The organism is Acinetobacter tandoii (assembly GCF_008867985.1).
GTDB lineage: Bacteria > Pseudomonadota > Gammaproteobacteria > Pseudomonadales > Moraxellaceae > Acinetobacter > Acinetobacter tandoii.
The window spans coordinates 151,739-172,762 of sequence record NZ_VXLD01000005.1; the positions used below are offsets into that span (position 1 = coordinate 151,739).

Consider the following 21,024-nt stretch of genomic DNA (forward strand, 5'->3'; position numbering starts at 1 on the left):
AATACAAGGACATCTCAGGTTAAAAAATATTCCCAAATAATAAAACCGATAAAGAACCCGAGAAACGAATATAAGGTAATGATAAAGAATACAAACCAAGCTTTATTTTTTTTAAGTAAAAAATTCATAGTGAATACCTTGCTGTCCTAACTTAGTTATTATTTTACTGCCCATAAAATTTAACAATAGGTACAGTTCGCGTCGAAATCAATATAACAGACAGCACGTATATATCATTAAAAATAATAGCTTTAGCTTGTTGTTGCCTTTGAGAAAATGATTTATAGAATGCGTTATATTTCCCGAACAGAAATATCCGTGATTTGATCAGAGTCTCGATAATGAGATTTCAAAAGTAGCACCAATTCCTTTGCCCTTTTTTCCGTATAGTGACAATTACCATCATTTAAGCTAGCCAACCACTCTGGAAGCGAACCCAGTATGGTTTGCTTACATTCGCGAGTGCCATAATACACGTCTCTGCCTGATTGCTTAGCAATAATGATAAAATTTGACATAAGGAATATCCTAAGTCACGGAATCAATTTTAAGAAGTTATTTTGAATAACATCCTGAGTTTTTTCTTCAACACGTGTAGTGATTCACTCTTAATTTTATTGATGTGTTTATCATTTTTGTTACATTTAGTGATAAAAACCACTATATCAATTTAACAACTTTACGTACATAAAAGAAGCCTATTTTGAATGTGAATCTTGTTTAAGTCCTTTACTAGAACTGCATGCTCTTGAATAGATGATGATTAAATTCGATACAGAGAAACCTCGGCCGTCTTAACAGTGAGTGCACAGATGGAATTAAGCTATTTATACTTTGTAGTTACGCAGAAAAAGCTTAAATAACATAAATTTGTTCTATACATTTCACTTAGATTGATACAAATTTGAGAAGATCATCATCCATTACACAGAAGAACTGAATATTATGGAATAGAAGATTCGGCGTTATGTGGTCAATCAAAAAAAAAACTCATCTTTTTCTAAATCAACAATTTATATTATATTTGATATTAAGTTTCTTAAGGATGAAATATGCCAAATAATTCATACAGTTCAGGGATAATTTGTCCCAACGAAGCATGTAAAGGAAAAATATTCATTTCCCTACAAGATTTATTGAATAAAAAATCTATCTAATGCCCTCATTGTTTATTGGAATGAACCCTATACAGCCAGCAATCTGGTGACGATATTGAGTGTGCAATGAAAATAAAGAGTGGTTTAACTTAGAACTTCAATCTCAAAGAAAAAGCAGTCTTAGTTTTTAAGTCTATGTTAAAATTAGAGTAAATCTATGACAAATAGGTCCAGCTATGGAAACAATTATTATTACATTCATCATGGCGATCATTCTTGTGCTACTTATCTTTTTCTATAATAAAAAAAAGTGAAAACGTTTAGCACTCACCTTTTAACCTTATTAGAAATCTATGATAATAAAAAGAAAAACATCGCCTAGGCGATGTTTTTTCAACAATACAATCATTAATAAAATCATTTTGATTGCTTAGGATGCATTTTGATCATTTGGAATGAGCGGTTGCGCCAAAATGCTCTCGTGCTCTTCAACTTTATTGCCTTCAGTTTTTGCAATTACAGCCGTCGCAACACTGTTACCAATAATATTGGTTGCGGTACGCCCCATATCTAGGAAATGATCAACTGCAAGAATCAGTAAAATACCTGCTTCTGGTAGTTTAAACATCGCTAATGTCGCAGCAATAACCACTAATGATGCACGAGATACACCTGCAATCCCTTTACTGGTGATCATCAAGGTTAAAAGCATTAAAATTTGCTGGGATAGGCTTAATTCAATGTTATAAGCTTGTGCAATGAATAACACTGCAAAAGACATATAAATCATTGATCCATCTAAATTAAATGAATAACCTAATGGTAGTACAAAACTGGTAATACGTTTAGGTACACCAAATTTTTCTAAGGCAATCATAAGCTTTGGATAAGCCGATTCACTACTTGCAGTGGCAAAACCTAAAACGGCTGGTTCTCGAACTGTTTTGAGTAAACGAAAAACGTCCTTTTTGAGAAAAATGTAGCCTACAGTAATGATGATTGCCCAAAGAATGAGTAAACTTGCATAAAACTCGCCAATAAAAACACTATAGTCGAGAATAATTTTTGGACCTTTTAAGGTAATTGCGGATGCAATTGCCGCGAATACAGCGATTGGTGAAAACGTCATGACATAGTCTGTAATACGGAACATGACACGGCATAATTCATCAATAATTTTTGCAATCACTGTACCTTCATCTTGCTGATGATGTACATACGCAAGTGCTGAACCGAAGAAAATAGAGAACACCAAAATTTGTAGAATTTCGTTATTCGCCATGGCTTCAGCAAAACTTTTCGGGAAAATATGTGTAATGAATGTTTGTAAGCTTAGATTTGTTGCACTTACGCCTACATCAACTGGTGCCGTTGGAATTAGGAGATTCATACCCACGCCAGGTTGAAATAAATTGGCTAAGCCCATGCCTAAAAGTAGAGAGATAAGTGAAGCGCCAATGAACCAACTCATTGCTTTAAGTGTGATTGAACCTAGAGATGATGATTTACCCATTGAGATGAGGCCAGAGACAATCGTGGCAAATACCAATGGAGCGATAATCATTTTAATTAATCTTAAGAATACATCTGTAAGAATCTTAAAATATGAAGCAATGTTTTCAGCCTGAGTAGGGCTCAAATTACTATGAAAAAGCCAACCAATTAATATTCCAGAGACCATAGCAACTAGAATAAACTTTAATAGTTTCTTCTGATTCATATAAAATTTCCTTTTAATACCCTAGAATCTATAGAAACATCTTATTGTTTTATAAGATGTTCTGATTTCCTTCCTACTACGTCAAATATCCATTTGACTTAGGGGTGTTTGGCTGAATCTAAACAATATCAATACAAATTAACAATGCAAAAAAGTATTTATCTATGCAAAAAATGCATAGTGATTGTTAAGTATTTATATAAAATGCCAATGACTGTTTGAATTAAAGAAACTTAAATATGGAATATGTTTGTTGAAATCAAACATTACAGTGGAATTGACAGAACTAGGATTTGGTTAATGATAAGTAAAACTCTCCAATCATGCGGCTTGGCACTTACTCTCCTTGCATCATCTATGTCGCTTTATGCAAAAAACAATGTTGTTGTTGTTGCTACGGGCGGTACTATTGCTGGCGCGGGTGCAAGTTCAACGAATAGTGCAACATATAGTGCTGCAAAAGTACCTGTTGATGCGCTAATTAAAGCAGTCCCTCAAGTAAACGATTTGGCGAATGTTACGGGTATTCAGGCACTTCAAGTTGCATCTGAAAGTATTACAGACAAGGAATTGTTGTCTTTAGCCCGTCAAGTAAATGATCTAGTCAAGAAACCTTCAGTGAATGGCGTAGTGATTACTCATGGTACAGACACCATGGAAGAAACGGCATTCTTTCTTAATTTAGTTGTTCATACAGACAAGCCAATCGTATTGGTAGGTTCTATGCGCCCATCTACTGCTTTATCGGCAGATGGTCCTTTAAATCTGTATAGTGCTGTTGCGCTTGCTTCATCTAATGAAGCAAAAAACAAAGGCGTAATGGTACTAATGAATGATTCGATTTTTGCAGCACGTGATGTTACAAAAGGAATCAACATTCATACCAATGCCTTTGTAAGTCAATGGGGAGCTTTAGGAACTTTGGTTGAAGGTAAACCTTACTGGTTCAGAAGTTCTGTAAAAAAACATACCAATAATTCTGAATTTAATATTGAAAAAATTCAGGGTGATGCATTACCAAGCGTACAAATTGTGTATGGTTCGGACAATATGTTGCCTGATGCATACCAAGCTTTTGCTAAAGCTGGCGTGAAAGCGATTATTCATGCAGGTACAGGTAACGGTTCAATGGCGAATTATCTAGTTCCTGAAGTAAGAAAATTACATGATGAACAAGGTATTCAAATTGTACGTTCATCACGTGTTGCGCAAGGATTTGTTCTTCGTAATGCCGAACAACCTGATGATAAATATGGTTGGATTGCAGCACATGATTTGAATCCACAAAAAGCACGTCTTTTAATGGCTTTAGCGTTAACTAAGACCAATGATGCAAAAGAAATTCAAAACATGTTCTGGAACTACTAAGCGTTAAATTAACGTTATTGATCTAAAACATTAAAGGCAGATTCAGCAAAATTAGATGAATCTGCCTTTTATTTTCTAATTTTAAAACTTCAATCATTCAGCTTTTTCTTTTTTAAAAACTTTTTTGTGATGATTTTTTGTTATTTCCTCAATATTTTTGGTATCTATAAACTATATTATTTTTTAAGTTTGTAATATTTTGCCAATCGCCACTCAGCAAAATAACTTGAATCTTATTCACCCTGCTCTATTAAGACTGAAAATCTCACTCTGACTTAGAATTTATCCTTATGAATATCACTGACAATCTGAAGAATTTACCCTATTCACAGCATTAATTCGTCCATTGTATGTAACTGTAGCAATACAACTATAATTACTGGCATTCCACCAATAATTGGTCTTCGAGCTATAATCTGCTGAGCGACTAGTAAGCAGATAGTTGTATCGATGAAAGACAGATTTTGCCGCATTTGCTTTTGTTTCTTCTAGGTTTTTGATTTCTGGAGGCATTTGTATACTTTCATATTTTTTATTACTGGCACGTTCATATTGAGTTAAAGCGGAAAACGATGCGATGGATAATGCAGCATTAGAGAACGTTGAGGGGTCTGTTGCATACTGATCTAATGGATTAGTTTCATTTTCTCCAGAGCTAGCCGTAGTACTCACCAAGTCCGAATGTTCAGACAAGGTTTCTGCTTGTGCTATAGAAAAAAATGGGCCAATGAAACATAAAATACAAATTGTTTTCTGAATATTGTTCATTTTATGACTCCCCGTATCCGTGAGAAGATTATTGTTATAGAAATACTCTAAGCCTTTTTTTTCAAAAAAAAAAGAGCTGGAATGGTTTTAAATAAAACAAATCTTATTGAATTTTATCCTTATTTTTGGACGACTTTATTCTAATCAGTACTTTATCAAAAACCAGAATTTGTCCATTTTAAAAAACAGCTAGAAGCATAGGTTCTAGCTGTTTAAGCCTATCGTTTTAAAGAAATGTTTTAAACGTAATCGACTTTACTTTGATCCAATAGATTCAGCTTTAATATTTTTTTCTTTTTATAGCGATAACCGATAAAGAGACCCACAAACCAAATTGGAGAAAGTACAAGTGCAATTAAAGTATCATGATCAAATGCTAAAATGACAATCGTGAATACCAAGAACAGCATAGTAAACCATGCCATGAATAGACCACCTGGCATTTTATAGTTTGATTTAAGATGTAATTCGGGATCTTTTTTACGATATGCAATATAAGAAAGTACAATCAACATAAATGTAAAAATACATAAAATTGAAGTCAATGCAGAAATAATCGTAAATGCAGTCATAACATTTGGCACAATAAATAGAATTGATGTTCCAAGCGTTACGCATAGCATAGAGAAAACTAAGCCACGAATCGGAACTTTACGTTTTGACAATTTGCTAAAGCTTTTAGGCGCATCATTTTCTAAAGATAAACCATATAACATGCGACTGGTCGCAAAAATACCACTGTTGGCAGAAGAAAGAGCCGATGTTGCAACAACAAAGTTAATTAGGCCCGCGGCAATAGGTAAACCGACATGGGTAAACATTTCAACGTATGGGCTTTTTTCTGGTGAAACTTGTGCCCAAGATGTCACGGCAATAATACAAACCAATGAACCTACATAAAACAGTAAAATTCTTAACGGAATAGAGTTAATCGCTTTAGGTAGAGATTTGTGCGGGTCTTTGGTTTCAGCAGCCGTGGTTCCGACCAATTCAATACCAACAAAGGCAAAAATGGCAATTTGGAAGCCTGCCAAGAAACCAGTTAAGCCATATGGAAACATCGAACCACTTTCTAGTAAATGTGAGAAAGATGCTGTGACACCATTTGGTGAAACATAGTGCGTACTAATTAAATAAAGCCCCGCAACAATAAATAAAATAATCGCAACAATTTTAATCAGAGAGAACCAAAACTCTAATTCACCAAACATCCTTACCGCAACAAAATTTAATATGGTCAAAATGGCAAGTGAAGCAAAAGCGGGTATCCATACAGGCATATCTGGATACCAAAATTGCATATATCCACCTATGACAATAACATCTGCAATTGCGGTAATAATCCAGTTACACCAATATGACCAACCTAGAAAAAAACCTGCCCATGGTCCTAAATACGCGGTCGCAAAATCGGCAAAGGTTTTAAAATTTGTATTGGCCAGCAATAGCTCTCCCATTGCACGCATAACAAAGAAAAAGAAAAAGCCAATAATTAAATAAGTCAGAATAATTGAAGTACCTGAAACACTCAGTGTTTTACCAGAACCCATAAATAATCCTGTACCGATTGCACCACCAATCGCAATCATCTGGATATGACGATTTGTCAATGAGCGTTGCAATTTTTCTTCATCTTGTTCAGTCATGTGTTGACTGCCAAGAAGGTCTCCTTCTAGAAATTGCTTTCCCTTGTTCTTACTCATGTAATGTTTACTCCAATTTATAACAACCGTTACAAATCCTTTAATAACGACTTAACCCACATAATGAATAAACTCATTTATTTAAAATTAATCTAAATAATAGAGAATAGAATCGATTTATTCTGCTTTCTTAAGTCTAGCTTTATTGCTTCTAATTAAATGGATTACTTAAATAAAGCTTATTTAAAAATCAATAATCACCCCAAAAATTTAAAATAAATATTCATCCTGTAACGAGGTTGATTTAGTTTAGTTCGGTATTTAAACCCAATAAAATTTCTGCTGGATCATACAGCACGCTTTAGACTTTTTTGTTTAATTGCTCTTTGTTTTTGTTTAATTTAAAACCATTTGTTTGCTTTAAAATGTACGTTTAGTTAAAAAATATACGAGTAAATGGTTGCAATTATCCATTAGTCTAGTGCACTTTATTTTAAAAATTGATGGTTTAAAATAAAAAACCATCAATTCAATTGTGAATTTTATGAGTATTTAAAAAACCTGATATTGATAAAAAATATCAGGTGAAAGCTTATCAGCTAAAATAACTTAGTCACTTTCTAATGAAGCTATAGGCCACGCACAATAATCCATAGAAAGCACTATTGCAGACTGATCTATCTTAATTCATTCTGCACTAAGCTCATTCAGCCACTGCCCTTGTATAAATTATTTGCCCTGAATCATGCTTTATGTTCCTTCGGATTTAAGGACAACACACGAACCACATCACCCTGAGTTACTTTGAGTTGCTCAGCCTGCGTTTGTGTTAGCTGTATGGTTTTTTGTTCAGGATCATGCTGAACCAAAATGCCACGGTAGTCTTGGTAATGGTCGTTTGAAATTAAGTAGGGTTCTGCTTCCTTCAAAGTTGCTGTTTCAACAATTTCAACTTGAAGAACAGTACTTTCTTTAATTGAGCGTAAGTTCTCTACATCGGCTTCTAAAGTCGCACCACCATCAAAAATATCGACATAACCTTGGAAACGTAGACCTTCACCTAACAGTAATTTGTATGCTGGCAAAGTATTTGGATGAACTTTACCAATCACCTCTTGGGCTGCAGCAGGTAACATATCGACATATAAAGGATAACGTGGCATCAATTCTGCAATAAAAGACTTCTGCCCTGTACCGCTAAGATAATCTGCCTTTCTAAATTCCATATCGAAGAACTTATGTCCGACTGCATCCCAGAACGGAGAATTCCCGACTTCATCCGAATAGCCGCGCATTTCAGCAACAATGCGTTTTTCAAAAATATTTCTGAATGCTGCGATAAACAGGAAGCGGATTTTTGAAAGAAATTTTCCATTCATTTCTTTACGATAATCTGGATCGAGGAACAACGTACATAATTCACTGCACGTAGTATGGTCATTGCTCAAAAACAAAGTTTGATGTGCCTTATACACATTGAGTGTTTTTGAAGAATGTACTTGAGTGCCCACATGGAAGTTGTACCATGGCTCACTTAAGCCCAAAGCAACTTCAATTCCACAGAGTCCAACCACCTTGTTAATGCTGGTATCTTCTAAAACAAAGAAATAGCCTTGATCTGCTTTGCTTAGTTTACCGCGCACAGTGTCACAAGCGCGTTTCAGTTTTGCTGCCAAAATTTCCAAGTTAGGCTGTAATGAAGTAAGCCCGTAACCTGCTTTTTCAGCAAGTTGGTAGATGTCATTGATATCATCTTCTCGGATATAACGAATAATCATCATTTATGCACACTCCTTCAATTCGTGTGAAAATTTTTCAAGAGCTTGCTCAAAACGGCTTAAGCCTTCATCGATATCTTCAAATGGAATAATCAGTGAAGGCGTAAAACGAACAACATTTGGACCTGCAACCAGTGCCAGTAAGCCTTGCTCACCTGCTGAATTGACAATATTTTTGGCTTGACCTGCATGCTCAGCTTTAAGCACACAGCCGATCAGTAAGCCTTGACCACGGATTTGCTCAAATACATTAAATTTGGCATTAATCTTATTTAGACCAGTGACAAAATAATCAAATCGTTGTTGAACACCCTCTAAAACTTCTGGTGTATTGATAAATTCGAATACCGCATTTGCCACTGCACAAGCCAATGGGTTGCCGCCATAAGTTGTGCCATGATCACCCACTGCATACATATTGGCGTATTGATTTGTGGTAATCATCGCGCCGATTGGGAAGCCCCCCCCTAAAGCTTTAGCAGTGGTTAGAATGTCAGGAGTAACACCTGTATTCATATAAGCATAGAGTGAGCCAGTACGCCCAACACCTGTTTGGACTTCATCAAAAATCAGGACAGTGCCATGTTCATCACAGAGTTGACGCAAGCCTTTTAAAAACTCAAGATCAGCAGGAAGTACGCCGCCTTCACCTTGAATAGGCTCAACAATAACGGCACAAGTATTTTCATTGATCACGGCTTTTGCCTGCTCTAAATCATTAAATGCAGTATGTTGAATACCTTCTGGTAGCGGTGCGAAATCTTGAGAATACTTTGGCTGACCACCAGCAGTCACAGTGAATAAAGTACGGCCGTGAAATGCATTCTTAAACGCAACAATTTGATTTTTATTTGCGTGACCACTGAGCAAACCAACTTTTCGTGCAAGTTTTAAAGCAGCTTCATTTGCTTCTGCGCCTGAATTACAGAAAAAAACTTTGTCTGCAAACGTGTTCTCAACGAGCTGCTTTGCTAAACGAAGAACAGGTTCATTGGTATAACCATTGCCAATGTGCCAAAGTTGAGTCGCCTGTTCCGTTAAGGCCTGAACTGCAACTGGATGTGCATGACCTAATGCATTTACTGCAATACCACCCGCAAAATCAATATATTGCTTGTCATTTTGATCCCAAACATGAGAGCCTTGACCACGAACTAAGATAAAATTTGCTGGGGCAAAAACTGGAACCATCCAATCATTAAAGTTTTGACGTGTTACTGCTAAGTTATTCATTTTGCTATTCTCTCCAATAGGTTTTAAATTCGCTTTATCTTAAGTGGCTTAGAAATGGGTCTGGATATTCATTCATGTGGCTGTGTGATGTGCCCTAATTCCGTGTAGCAATAGCCGTTATGGGAAAAAGAAAATGATGAAGATGGCTTGAGACCGCGTGAAATTTTGGATTGAGGAGAAGAACCTACAATCGCGTTGCCAGTATGATTTTCTGTGTTAGTCATCTATTTTCCCTTAACGACCTAAGCTTCCATCTGCGCTTAAAACCCTTTAGCGAGACTTTAGATCTCTAACTGAATTTAAGTTTGATATAAAACCGAATCATCAGCAGGCTTAGCGCATTTTTCTATTATTAAGGATCAAAATGACTTAAAAAATTTGTAGTTTTTTCTAAAATGAATTATTTTTTTCCAAATTGACAATTGCAGGAAGCAAAATGAGCGAAATAGATCAAATCATTCTCGGTTTGCTAAAAGAAAATGCTCGAATGTCTGTTACAGATTTGGCAGAAAAAACTGGGGTATCTCGTCCAACTATCAAGAGTAGAATTGACTATATGGAGTCCTCTGGCATCATTACAGGATATACTGTTCGATACCGCCCAGATGTAGATAAAAATATTATTCGTGCTTGGATGAGTATCATGGTGGAAGGTACTAAAGCCAGATCGGTCATTAGTGAATTACGTTTAGATTCAGCCGTTGAGCGCTTGCATAAAACCAATGGGAAATGGGATATTTTGGTTGAAATTCAAGCAGATTCGCTAGAGAGCTTTGATAAAGTCTTAGAAAGAATTCGATGCATTTCTGGTATTTATAATAGTGAAACAAGTATCTTGCTCTCGACTTTTAAAACCTAATCTTAATAAAACTTAATTTGGATATTCTAGTGATCAAAATGCAGAAAAACACTAAATATAGATAAAATTTAGGTTTTATTTGTTTTTTATAAACTAAAATTTCTCTACTTTGATCAGTTGTTTATTAAGTATTTTAAACAATCAAATAGTGCTCTTAATTGAAGTTTTCTTACCATTAAAACAACCTTTTGGGGTGAATGAAGAATACGGTATTTAAAATACTTTAGAAAATGAAAAGTAATGTTAGGATGTAAGCGAAATAATCTTATGAGTTACAAGGAAATATAAGTATGACAGTATCACAATTAGAGTTTTATCAAGCCAAGTTAAATTATGAAATGGACTCATGGGATTTGTTTGAAGCCTTAAATCAAGGACACAAGATTATTGTCGTTGATGGCCGCAGTGCTATAGCCTATCAACATGAGCACATTCCAAATGCAATTAATATCCCGCATCGAAGTATTACGCAGGAGACATTAGCTCATTTGGATCAAACTGTGTTGTATGTCACTTATTGTGATGGTATAGGCTGTAATGCCTCGACCAAAACGGCGCTCAAAATGTCGACTCTAGGCTTTCAGGTTAAAGAATTAATTGGCGGCCTAGATTGGTGGAAACGAGATGGCTACCAAACAATGGGTGATAATGCACATGCTGGAACGAGTATCGATTGTGGTTGTGCAGGTTAAATTATTCAGAAGAAACTGTACTGCACTACAGTGCAGCTTCTTCCAACTTCTAGTATTTTTGACTTAATCTTATATATTTCAAATGCTTAAATTTTGCTGTGTGAGTCTTTAGATTGGTTGATTGCACTGATATGCTTTATGAAGAAAACTAAATTTTAAAATAATAAAATAGCTATAAAATGAATAAGGCATTGAAATTTTTATTTACATAAGAATAAATAGTATTGCTCTAAAAAACTTTATTGATGCACTCAAGCTAAGGATAGCGAGTATGGATTTGAAGACGCACGGTAAAACCCATCATCTCTTTTCTTCACATGCGATTCTGATTATCACTTTTGCCCAGCTTTTTGGCACATCATTATGGTTTAGTGCAAATAGTGCAGCAGCCAATTTAATTCAAGAATGGCACATTACTGTTGCGGATATTGGTTGGTTGACCAATGCTGTACAAGCAGGTTTTATCCTTGGAACCTTTTTGATTGCCTTTACGGGTTTTGCAGATCGTTTTAAAGCAAGTGTTATTTTTACTGGTGCAGCACTGTTGGGTGCATTTTTTAATTTATGTTTTGCATGGCTAGCGCAGGGTTTAATCGATGGCATGATCTATCGCTTTTGCGTGGGTCTGTGTTTGGCTGGCATTTACCCCATTGGGATGAAGTTGGTGGTGCAATGGGCACCTCATCGAGCGGGAGCTGTTTTAGCACTTTTGGTTGCCATGCTTACATTAGGTACAGCATTGCCGCATGCTCTGAATGGCTTATCGGCCAATTTAAATTGGCATTATGTCATTACTTTTTCATCTATTTTGGCTTTAGTTGCCGCATTGCTTATTTTTAAATTGGGTGATGACCAATCTGCGCAGGTCGTTAAAAAAAGAATATCGACTGAAAATGCATTCCAAGTCTTTAAAATCAAAAAATTTAAAGCCTCCGCTCTCGGATATTTTGGTCACATGTGGGAGTTATATGCTTTTTGGACCATTTTGCCTCTTTTTATTGCTCATTCTGGCATTTTAAAACCCCTCGGCTTATCGAATGTGCCATTGGCTACATTTTTAATTATGGCATGTGGTGCTGTTGGCTGTCTTTTAGGTGGATATTGGTCAAAGACATATGGTAGTGATCGCGTTGCAATGGGTGCTTTATTTCTCTCTGGCCTATCTTGCCTGATTTTTGCATTTGCTTGGCGTTATTTACCTGCGTGGTCCTTGCTGATCGTTCTAATTGTATGGAGTGCATCTGTAATTGCAGATTCACCACAATTTTCTGCATTGGCTTCCGTTGCATGCCCACCAGAAAAACTGGGTGCAGCACTCTCTATTCAGAATTCTATTGGCTTTGCGATAACCATCGTATCGATTGCATCTACGACCTATGCTTTTGATCAGGTAGGTTTAGATTCTGCCTGGATTCTTTTATTGGGTCCTGTTTTGGGTATCTTGGGCTTTTATAGGACGATGTCAAAAACTGAATGAAGTTTTGTTCTTGGTAAATTGATTTTTGACTAAGCTTTTGATTTATATTAGTTAGTTGTATGAGTCAAATCGATGTGTGATAGCTTATTCATATTCAATATAAATAAGCTATCTTCTAAAAAGACTAGAAGAAAATCGTATTAAAATTTAAAGCTATAATCCAGATTAATACGCGTTTCATTTGTGGAATGGAAGGTCATATTGGTTGGCATATCATTTCGATAATGAGAAAAACGCGTTCTAAGTCCCAAGCCTTTTAAACTCCCTTCAGGTATGCGATAACCGAGCTCAAACTCTAAGGATTCTTCTTCAGAACGTCGGTCGCCATATGTTAATAAATCAATGTCATCCCCTTTGGCATAACGCGTCATAAAGCGCAGACCATTAAGTGAAGTTTCACCCAGACGAACATTTTTAAAATCATAGTCATAACGCAAAGAAACCACTTTTTCATCTTTATTGGAGTAGTCCGAACTCATAAAATCAAGCACAACTGGACTTTCCGCACCCGATAAAAATGGCAGACCTGTATCACCAAAAGACTGCATATAGCCAATCGATAGTGTATGCCCCTGTGTATTTAAGCCAAACAATCCGCCTAAGTGACGATTATCTACAGTGCCTATTTTCTCGCTTCCCGTATCATTACTGTTAAAGAAGCGAACATCGGTTAAAAAATTGTACTGATCTGAAATAGGATACTTACCTACAATACCTACAAATTGTTGCTGATAAATGTCCTGTAATTCAGCATGATACATACGAATACGATAAGCATCACTGAGTTGGTAAACTCCTCCAAGGGTATAGAACTGATTCGTGGTTGCAGCCCGATCAAAGCGATGGTTGATATTATCAATACCGACGTCAGTGTAGTGAATAGAATCTCTTTGACGGACTTTATCGACATAAAACCCTTCCAATTGCAGCTTAGGAATTTCTGTAGAAACGAATCTTACACCACGATAAGTTTGCGGGAATAATCTTGCTGGTGAAGAAAAAATTGTCGGAAGTTGTGGAACAAGATCTCCCACAAAAAGTTCATTTTTACTCAATCGTACTTTGCCAGTTACGCCAATTTTTCCATAATAATCATCTCTTGAATTGTCCGAATTGACGGCCAATAAGCCTGTTCGTGCATAATCATCTGCATGACTTCCCAATAAATTAAAACCAGCCATTGCAAGGACATCTACACCAAATCCTATGGTTCCATCGGTATAACCCGATTGTCCTTTAAATATAAGACCCTGCGCCCAATCTCGAGCAGCAGTGTAAGGATAAGGATCTTTTTTATAATCCCGATCAAAATAGAAATTTCGCAAGGTGATTTCGGCCTGACTATCTGCAATGAACTGCGCATGTGCCATGTTGACAAAAATTGGGCACAAGCAGATCCCCATCCAGAAAGATGTCTTTTTCATTTTTATCTCAGCTTTTAATTTTTAAACAGATACTTAGGTCGATGTGTTGAGTGAATAATTTTGAGTTTTTTGATGTCGATACACAGCTTTACCTAAGATTAAAATCAAGAAAATTGCCAAGATAAATACAATGCCGTAGTACGCATAAAGATGCTGTGGTGTCATACCTTGATCTAAAAATAGACCTGCAATGGTTGGAGATAAAATGGCTCCAATGCGCCCAAACCCAATTGCATAACCTACACCACGACTTCTAATTTCTGCTTCATAAATGGTCGGTGAGATGGAATAAAGTCCCGCAACACAGCCGTTAATGAGTGTGCCTAGTAATAAACCGACCAATAGTGCAATGCTGACTTGCGATGAAACGGCAACAAATAAGAATATACAGAGCGCTGTTAGACCTAAAAATAAGCTGAGCGCATAGAAAATTTTAACCCGTGAAGCTAAAAGCCCAATAATTGCTGCACCAAAAATACCACCGATACTGATTAAAATTCCTGTGCTGACACCTTGGTCTGGTGACATGCCCATTGCAATTAAAATTTTAGGCGTCCAACTCATCACAAAGTAAAAACCAAACATGACCAAGAAAAAGGCAAACCATAAACACAAGGTTTGAAATCCCTGATGACCACGAAATAGTTTCGCTATATCACTGCCCTTTTGCTGTTCAACTTGCTTATACTCTGGTAGCTCCTGTAAATGTTGCAATTGCATACGTTGCAAAATCATATTGGTATTTTCTAACGCACGTGCAGGTTTTTTTGCCAACAAATAATCAAGTGATTCAGGTAATAACCACAAAGCAAAGGCAAACATGATCAATGTTGTCATACCGCCTGCTAAAAAAACTGAACGCCAACCTAGATGTTCAATTAAGAAGAATGTTAATACGCCACCTAAAGTTGCACCAATACCGTAACCTGTAGACATCAAACTGACTGCCAAACTTCTCCAACGCACGTTTGCATATTCACTTGCCAGTACGTTACTACTCGCTAGAATCCCACCAACGCCAACACCTGTAATAAAGCGTAAAATAGCCAACATCATGTGGTTTTGAACCAATCCACATGCTGACATACTTAATCCTGAAACAATTAAACAAATTAAAATTAAGAAGCGACGACCTATTTTGTCTGCTAGAGGTGCCAAGAAAATAGAACCTGCGGCCATGCCAAATAGGCCTGCGCTGAGTAATATCCCAATTTCTGCGCCAGACAAAGTCCATTCTGCGGATACTGAAGGTGCTGTAAACGCCATCACCATGACATCAAAACCATCAATGACATTCAGAAATATACAAATCAGAATCACGAACCATTGATAACGGCTCATTTTATTGTGGTTGATTTCGTCTAAAACGTTTCTTTGCATTGTGTATCTCCCAATTAGGAACGGAAATACACACGACCATGTGGGAACACAACATTGGGTGATTATGCATATCCATATCCATAATTGCCTTGAAGGGATAATTAAGAATTAAAGTGATCTGATGTACAGATCATTTTTATGAAGCATCCTGCTTATTGGTATTTTGCAAAATGGGATCCAAAAACACAAGATAATTGATATAAATTTATTCAAAAAAATAAACAATGTAAATTAAGCTATTAAAATAATTCATATTTTTAATTATGGTTAATTTTTTTAAATCAATATGGATCCAATTAATAAAATAGCTTATGCTTTCCAATAGCACAATTTACAGCCAAGTAAAGTGCTCTACGAAAAAAAATTTAGTTGCATGATGCACTAAAAAAGAACTTCAAAGGACTGTCTTATGACACTTAAAAAACTAAGCCAATTATCTTTTGGCTTAATCCTCTCAAGTACCATCATTGTGCCTAGCTACGCAGCGAACCAAATCAAAGCTCCGCCAAACATCATGATTATTCTGGCTGATGATTTAGGTTTTTCTGATATTAGTGCCTATGGGAGTGAAATTAAGACCCCGCACATCGACAGCCTACTCACTCAAGGGAAAATGCTGTTTAACTTCCATGCATCTTCCATGTGTTCACCCACACGTGCACAACTCATGACAGGAGCTGACAACCATTTAGTTGGCTTAGGTGCAATGTATGAGACCTCTAAACGCCAAGAAAAATTGGTCGGTGCGGACAGTCTTCGTGCATTATTAAAAATTGATGGTTATTCTGGGCACCTAACCCAAAATGCCTATACGCTTGCAGAAATGCTCAAGCAAAAAGATTACTATACCTTTATGGTGGGCAAATGGCATTTGGGTTTTGAAGCCAACCAAAACCCTAAAGCACGTGGTTTCGATCAATCTTACGCTTTATTAGATGGCTTCGATCTACACTTCAAAGAGCAACCTAAGAATTACCCACGCAACACCCAATATACTGAAAATGGTCAGAAAGTATCTTTGCCAGATCACTACTACTCCACAGATTTCTTTACCCAAAAAGCGGTTGAATATCTGGATAAAAATACACAAAACAAGCCATTTTTTGCCTATTTAGCTTACACCGCACCGCATTGGCCAATTCAAGCTCCAGCACCTTATCGAGATATGTATAAAGGAAAATATGACCAAGGTTATGATGCGATTCGAAAAGCCAGATTTGAACGCCAAAAGAAACTTGGACTTATTCCTGTCAATGCCGTATTTCCTGAAGAACGTGGTAATCAAGCTTTATCGACAAAAGGTTGGGATCAACTCACATCTGCTGAACGTAAATATGAAGCGCGTAAAATGGAAGTTTATGCAGGCATGGTCACCCAGCTTGATGATCGTGTTGGCGATGTCATTCACTACTTAAAAAAGCACCATCAATATGACAACACCGTGATTGTATTTATGTCTGATAATGGTGCTGAAGGCGGTGATCATAATTTCCCTATGGGAGAAGCTGACAATAGCCTTCAGAATATTGGCAATGCAACGTCTTATGTTTACATGGGACCACGCTGGGCGGAAGTCAGCAGCACCCCTTTTACCTACTGGAAGTCGGCTGCAGCAGAAGGTGGTGTGCGCGTACCCTTCCTCGTAAAGTACCCAAGCCATCTTTCCAAAGACTATGGTATCAACAACAATTTTGGTACGGTTCGCGATATTTTCCCGACACTCATGGAATTAGCAGGTATTCAACACAACCAGTTATACACTGTGGACAGTAAAAAAATTCAACCTTCGGGCTACAGCTTAATTCCTGCCTTTAAGAATAATGCTGCTCGCATTCGCCCTGTAAACTACTATGAGTTCAAAGAACTACATGGTAGTCGCTATGCAAAAAATGATGAATGGAAGCTGGTTGAAAACTCTCCTTCAAAATTTAATGGTCATGGTTGGGAGTTGTATCATCTTAAACAAGATTTCAATGAACAGCACAATGTCGCTCTACAACACCCAGAAGTTGTCAAAATTTTAAATGACAAATATCTGTCCTATGCAGATAAAAATGGCGTCGTTGATTTTGAGCAATACAACAAGAAGTAAGGAATAAATAATGATGAAGCGTATTATTTTGTCTTCATCATTCATCCTACTCAGTGCTTGCCAAGACAGCTCCCAAACCACCCAACCAGCATCTATTGCGGATTTAGGCGACCGCACCAAGTGCGCAGCGTATTCAGGCTTGCCGCAAGGTTGGCCTAATCAAAAAGATGCTGGAATGGTGAAGCTCCCCGCTGGAAGCATACAACTTGGCACCACTCACGGATACGATGATGAACGACCACTCAACCAAACCAGCAATCAGGTTCCTTCATTTTTAATTGATACCACTGAAGTCACCAATGCTCAATTCGCTGAGTTTGTAAAACAGACTGGCTATATCACCGATGCAGAAAAGCAGCATGGTGCCGCGATGTTTGTTCAACCCACGCAGCCAGTGGCTGAACTGGATTGGTGGAAGTTTGAACCAGAGGCAAACTGGAAGCATCCTTGGGGACCTAAAAGCAGCAAGCAACCTCAACCCAATGAACCTGTCAGAATGGTCACTTGGAACGATGCCTATGCTTATGCCAACTGGTTAGGGCATGATTTACCGACAGAACTTGAGTGGGAATATGCAGCCAAAGGATTTCAGCAAAACTCCGACCTAGGGCCCACCCACCATGGTCATATCACTGCTAACTATTGGCAAGGTGAATTCCCTTATCAAAACAATCAGGATGATGGTTTTGCTGAGGTTTCCCCTGTGGGTTGTTTTGACAAAAATCCATTTGGATTATACGACCTGATTGGCAATGTCTGGGAGTGGACGCAAACCCCATACACTGGACCACGAGACCATCATATGGGAGATCCTGAGCAATATCGGGTCAACCATAGTGATGTCTTGAAATACACCATTAAAGGTGGATCTTACCTATGTGCATCAAACTATTGTGCACGTTACCGTGCTGCCGCAAGGCACCCACAAGAACTCGACTTAGCCACCAGTCATGTTGGTTTTAGGACAGTTAAACGTTTTTAAATGGAATTAAAATGAAACATATTTTTATGAATGGGATCTTATTCTCAGGGATCTCTATTGCCTGTTGTTCAGCACACAGTGCCGAATCTTACACCTTTAAAAATGATCTGGTTTTAAAAACGTTTAGTTTTGACCGAGACTACAAAGACAGCGATAGCAAAGACTCTAGCAGTCTGAGCCAAGGTTTCATTTATCGCGGTGACTGGGCTATGAAAATTGATCAAGTACAGCTTCATCTCATGCCAAGCTTACAATATGCCTATCGCCTTAGCTCAGATCAGCACACCAGTGATTTGGTGCTACCTTTTGATCCTGTAAACAAATCACAAGCCCAGGACTATACCAAGTATGGTCTAGGTGCTGGAATTGAATATCAAAATACGCGATTTAATTTTGGTGAGCTTACGCCAGATGACCCTCTCACCCCGCAAGTGGACACTCATCAATTAAGAGTAAATTACCAAGGTGCAGAGCTTAAATATAAATATCAAAATCAGAATTTTGATATTGGTTTAATTAATCGTTACTCCCCTCGAAATGAAGAGGATTACCGCAAGTTAGCCATTTCCAAACAAGAGTCTGATGGCTTATATTTTTTACGCTGGGATGGTAAAACCAGCAAATACTCATGGAAGTTTTATGATGGTTATTTGCAATACATCATCAACCAGAGCTATTTTGCGCTAGACTACAATTGGACTTCGCAACAAACCACCAAACTACGCTTGTTCCGACATGATGATGTAGGATCAGCCAAAATTGGGGAATATGACAATACCTCACTCGGTGTCATGCACTTTATGAAGCATGGCAATTTACAGGCTGGTATTGGCTATCAAGAGAATTACGGCAAAGATGGCATTCCTAAACTTGATGGTATGCCTATTCCGCATATGGTGAACTGGACGCTAGGTGCCTTTACCAAAGCTGATGAAAAATCCTACCATTTTGTCGCCTCATACAATCTTCAGGATTACATCAAAGGGCTAAAAATCACCTACAAATATATTTATGGTGATTCATTTCAAACCAATAATCAGGATAATTTTGAACAAGAAAGTGATGTCTTGGTTCAATATGACTTAAATCACTGGGTCAAAAACCTTAAATTCCTGTTCCTGAATATCAATTACGATATTAAAAATGGCGAAAGCTTAGATGAGCAGCGTTTTATGCTGCATTACACCCTGAAATTTTAATAAAGCCAATCCCTCCAAAAATCTGCGAAATGTGGATTTTTGGATCCATTTAGATTATTTAAGCATGCTTTAAAAATATCTAATAAACTATAAAACCATTTCTAAATAACCATTAACAGCTTGGTGTTAGACTAAATATTCTCATAATGTGTAAATTTATATCAAAGCATCAATTGACCATGTAATAAAAATACTATAAATTGGATCCAATAACTGACAAGGAGTCATTACAATGTTCATAAAAAATGCATGGTATGTTGCATGCCGTCCTGAAGAAATCCAAGACAAGCCACTCGGTCGTACTATCTGCGGCGAAAAAATTGTGTTTTATCGTGGTAAAGAAAATAAAGTGGTTGCTGTCGAGGACTTTTGCCCACATCGTGGCGCACCACTTTCACTCGGCTATGTTGAAGATGGAAATTTGGTCTGCGGTTATCATGGACTGGTCATGGGCTGCGAAGGAAAAACCATTGCTATGCCTGCACAACGTGTACAGGGATTTCCTTGTAATAAAGCCTATGCTGTGGTGGAAAAAATGGGCTTTGTCTGGGTCTGGCCAGGTGAGAAAAATCTTGCAGATGAATCCAAACTTCCTGAACTAGAATGGGCCGATCATCCAGAATGGAGTTATGGCGGAGGCTTATTCCACATTCATTGCGACTATCGCCTAATGATTGATAACCTCATGGATTTAACCCATGAGACCTATGTGCACTCTAGCAGTATTGGTCAAAAAGAAATTGATGAATCACTGCCAATCACCAAAGTTGATGGCGATCATGTCATTACCGAACGTTATATGGATAATGTGATTGCCCCTCCTTTTTGGCAAATGGCACTTCGAGGCAATAATCTCGCAGATGATGTACCTGTAGATCGTTGGCAGCGTTGTCATTTCTTCGCCCCAAGTAATGTGCATATTGAAGTAGGTGTTGCACATGCAGGTCATGGTGGCTATGACGGCCCTAAAGACAAAAAGGTGTCTTCAATCGTGGTGGATTTTATTACGCCTGAAACAGAAACCTCTCATTGGTATTTCTGGGGCATGGCACGTAACTTCCAGCCTGAAAATATCGAACTCACCGATCAAATTCGTGAAGGACAAGGAAAAATCTTTACGGAAGATTTGGAAATGTTGGAGCAACAACAACAAAACATTCTCAATAATCCACAGCGCAAACTGCTGATGCTGAATATTGATGCGGGCGGAGTTCAATCACGCAAAATTATTGAGCGCTTATTGAGTGAAGAAAGACAGCCTGCAACCCCAATTGAAGTGGTCAAATTTCCAAATATTCATGTGATTTAAGGA

General features: G+C 37.4%; 18 protein-coding genes. 8 read left to right on the forward strand and 10 right to left on the reverse strand.

Features of this window, described 5'->3' with window-relative positions; genetic code table 11:
- Positions 1-14 precede the first annotated feature (14 nt).
- The 3 genes from F4W09_RS09800 to F4W09_RS09810 form a co-directional block, all read right to left on the reverse strand.
- A complete protein-coding gene (locus F4W09_RS09800; protein ID WP_016167976.1) occupies positions 15-128 on the reverse strand; it encodes a hypothetical protein in 114 nt (37 codons plus the stop codon).
- A 165-nt stretch (positions 129-293) separates the two neighbouring features.
- A complete protein-coding gene (locus tag F4W09_RS09805) occupies positions 294-518 on the reverse strand; it encodes a hypothetical protein (protein WP_151504664.1) in 225 nt (74 codons plus the stop codon).
- Positions 519-1,527: 1,009 nt separating this feature from the next.
- Entirely contained in the window at positions 1,528-2,817 is a 1,290-nt protein-coding gene (locus F4W09_RS09810; protein ID WP_151504665.1) for a dicarboxylate/amino acid:cation symporter, read from the reverse strand.
- A gap of 300 nt (positions 2,818-3,117) precedes the next feature.
- On the opposite strand from F4W09_RS09810, the gene F4W09_RS09815 reads away from it, so the two are divergent.
- On the forward strand, positions 3,118-4,185 hold the full coding sequence (locus F4W09_RS09815; RefSeq protein WP_044740703.1) for an asparaginase: 1,068 nt from the start codon (positions 3,118-3,120) through the stop codon (positions 4,183-4,185).
- Between the two features lie 297 nt (positions 4,186-4,482).
- Here F4W09_RS09815 and F4W09_RS09820 read toward each other — a convergent pair whose 3' ends face one another.
- The 5 genes from F4W09_RS09820 to F4W09_RS17125 all read right to left on the reverse strand — a co-directional run bounded on the left by F4W09_RS09820 (position 4,483) and on the right by F4W09_RS17125 (position 9,831).
- The gene (locus F4W09_RS09820; protein WP_151504666.1) at positions 4,483-4,953 is read right to left on the reverse strand and encodes a hypothetical protein; all 471 of its coding nucleotides are present in this window, start codon (positions 4,951-4,953) and stop codon (positions 4,483-4,485) included.
- Between the two features lie 239 nt (positions 4,954-5,192).
- Positions 5,193-6,656: an amino acid permease gene (locus F4W09_RS09825; RefSeq protein WP_016167981.1), complete on the reverse strand. Its 1,464-nt coding sequence runs from the start codon at positions 6,654-6,656 to the stop codon at positions 5,193-5,195.
- A gap of 683 nt (positions 6,657-7,339) precedes the next feature.
- Positions 7,340-8,377: an arginine N-succinyltransferase gene (astA, locus tag F4W09_RS09830; RefSeq protein ID WP_151504667.1), complete on the reverse strand. Its 1,038-nt coding sequence runs from the start codon at positions 8,375-8,377 to the stop codon at positions 7,340-7,342.
- Positions 8,378-9,607 (reverse strand): aspartate aminotransferase family protein, encoded by a 1,230-nt coding sequence (locus tag F4W09_RS09835; RefSeq protein ID WP_151504668.1) that lies wholly within the window; start codon positions 9,605-9,607, stop codon positions 8,378-8,380.
- A 68-nt stretch (positions 9,608-9,675) separates the two neighbouring features.
- Entirely contained in the window at positions 9,676-9,831 is a 156-nt protein-coding gene (locus F4W09_RS17125; RefSeq protein ID WP_171492416.1) for a hypothetical protein, read from the reverse strand.
- 212 nt (positions 9,832-10,043) lie between these two features.
- Between F4W09_RS17125 and F4W09_RS09840 the strand changes: the two genes are divergently transcribed.
- From F4W09_RS09840 to F4W09_RS09850, 3 genes are all read left to right on the forward strand, one after another.
- On the forward strand, positions 10,044-10,466 hold the full coding sequence (locus tag F4W09_RS09840; RefSeq protein ID WP_044740706.1) for an Lrp/AsnC family transcriptional regulator: 423 nt from the start codon (positions 10,044-10,046) through the stop codon (positions 10,464-10,466).
- A 290-nt stretch (positions 10,467-10,756) separates the two neighbouring features.
- A complete protein-coding gene (locus tag F4W09_RS09845) occupies positions 10,757-11,158 on the forward strand; it encodes a rhodanese-like domain-containing protein (RefSeq protein WP_104442119.1) in 402 nt (133 codons plus the stop codon).
- Between the two features lie 271 nt (positions 11,159-11,429).
- A complete protein-coding gene (locus F4W09_RS09850; protein WP_171492417.1) occupies positions 11,430-12,635 on the forward strand; it encodes an MFS transporter in 1,206 nt (401 codons plus the stop codon).
- Between the two features lie 140 nt (positions 12,636-12,775).
- Here the strand turns inward: F4W09_RS09850 and F4W09_RS09855 are convergent, their stop codons facing one another.
- Both F4W09_RS09855 and F4W09_RS09860 read right to left on the reverse strand, forming a co-directional pair.
- Positions 12,776-14,059 carry an OprD family outer membrane porin gene (locus F4W09_RS09855; protein WP_151504670.1) on the reverse strand — a complete coding sequence of 428 codons (1,284 nt, stop codon included), beginning with the start codon at positions 14,057-14,059 and terminating at the stop codon, positions 12,776-12,778.
- Between the two features lie 33 nt (positions 14,060-14,092).
- Positions 14,093-15,439, reverse strand: coding sequence for an MFS transporter (locus F4W09_RS09860; protein WP_151504671.1), 1,347 nt, complete (start codon positions 15,437-15,439; stop codon positions 14,093-14,095).
- Positions 15,440-15,848: 409 nt separating this feature from the next.
- Here F4W09_RS09860 and F4W09_RS09865 point away from each other — a divergent pair, with 409 nt between their 5' ends.
- The 4 genes from F4W09_RS09865 (at position 15,849) to F4W09_RS09880 (ending at position 21,021) form a co-directional block, all read left to right on the forward strand.
- Entirely contained in the window at positions 15,849-17,531 is a 1,683-nt protein-coding gene (locus F4W09_RS09865) for an arylsulfatase (protein WP_151504672.1), read from the forward strand.
- 28 nt (positions 17,532-17,559) lie between these two features.
- On the forward strand, positions 17,560-18,513 hold the full coding sequence (locus F4W09_RS09870; protein WP_151504731.1) for a formylglycine-generating enzyme family protein: 954 nt from the start codon (positions 17,560-17,562) through the stop codon (positions 18,511-18,513).
- 11 nt (positions 18,514-18,524) lie between these two features.
- Complete coding sequence (locus F4W09_RS09875; protein WP_151504673.1) at positions 18,525-19,712, forward strand: OprD family outer membrane porin; 1,188 nt, start codon at positions 18,525-18,527, stop codon at positions 19,710-19,712.
- A 232-nt stretch (positions 19,713-19,944) separates the two neighbouring features.
- Positions 19,945-21,021, forward strand: a complete 1,077-nt coding sequence (locus tag F4W09_RS09880) for an aromatic ring-hydroxylating dioxygenase subunit alpha (protein WP_151504674.1) — start codon at positions 19,945-19,947, stop codon at positions 21,019-21,021.
- Positions 21,022-21,024: the final 3 nt, after the last annotated feature.

Coding starts and splice junctions, on each gene's coding strand:
- F4W09_RS09850 (WP_171492417.1), top strand. CDS start 11,430: ATGGATTTGAAGACGCACGGTAAAACCCATCATCTCTTTTCTTCACAT.
- F4W09_RS09810 (WP_151504665.1), bottom strand. CDS start 2,817: ATGAATCAGAAGAAACTATTAAAGTTTATTCTAGTTGCTATGGTCTCT.
- F4W09_RS17125 (WP_171492416.1), bottom strand. CDS start 9,831: ATGACTAACACAGAAAATCATACTGGCAACGCGATTGTAGGTTCTTCT.
- F4W09_RS09860 (WP_151504671.1), bottom strand. CDS start 15,439: ATGCAAAGAAACGTTTTAGACGAAATCAACCACAATAAAATGAGCCGT.
- F4W09_RS09825 (WP_016167981.1), bottom strand. CDS start 6,656: ATGAGTAAGAACAAGGGAAAGCAATTTCTAGAAGGAGACCTTCTTGGC.
- F4W09_RS09875 (WP_151504673.1), top strand. CDS start 18,525: ATGAAACATATTTTTATGAATGGGATCTTATTCTCAGGGATCTCTATT.
- F4W09_RS09865 (WP_151504672.1), top strand. CDS start 15,849: ATGACACTTAAAAAACTAAGCCAATTATCTTTTGGCTTAATCCTCTCA.
- F4W09_RS09800 (WP_016167976.1), bottom strand. CDS start 128: ATGAATTTTTTACTTAAAAAAAATAAAGCTTGGTTTGTATTCTTTATC.
- F4W09_RS09840 (WP_044740706.1), top strand. CDS start 10,044: ATGAGCGAAATAGATCAAATCATTCTCGGTTTGCTAAAAGAAAATGCT.
- astA (WP_151504667.1), bottom strand. CDS start 8,377: ATGATGATTATTCGTTATATCCGAGAAGATGATATCAATGACATCTAC.
- F4W09_RS09880 (WP_151504674.1), top strand. CDS start 19,945: ATGTTCATAAAAAATGCATGGTATGTTGCATGCCGTCCTGAAGAAATC.
- F4W09_RS09835 (WP_151504668.1), bottom strand. CDS start 9,607: ATGAATAACTTAGCAGTAACACGTCAAAACTTTAATGATTGGATGGTT.
- F4W09_RS09820 (WP_151504666.1), bottom strand. CDS start 4,953: ATGAACAATATTCAGAAAACAATTTGTATTTTATGTTTCATTGGCCCA.
- F4W09_RS09815 (WP_044740703.1), top strand. CDS start 3,118: ATGATAAGTAAAACTCTCCAATCATGCGGCTTGGCACTTACTCTCCTT.
- F4W09_RS09845 (WP_104442119.1), top strand. CDS start 10,757: ATGACAGTATCACAATTAGAGTTTTATCAAGCCAAGTTAAATTATGAA.
- F4W09_RS09805 (WP_151504664.1), bottom strand. CDS start 518: ATGTCAAATTTTATCATTATTGCTAAGCAATCAGGCAGAGACGTGTAT.
- F4W09_RS09855 (WP_151504670.1), bottom strand. CDS start 14,059: ATGAAAAAGACATCTTTCTGGATGGGGATCTGCTTGTGCCCAATTTTT.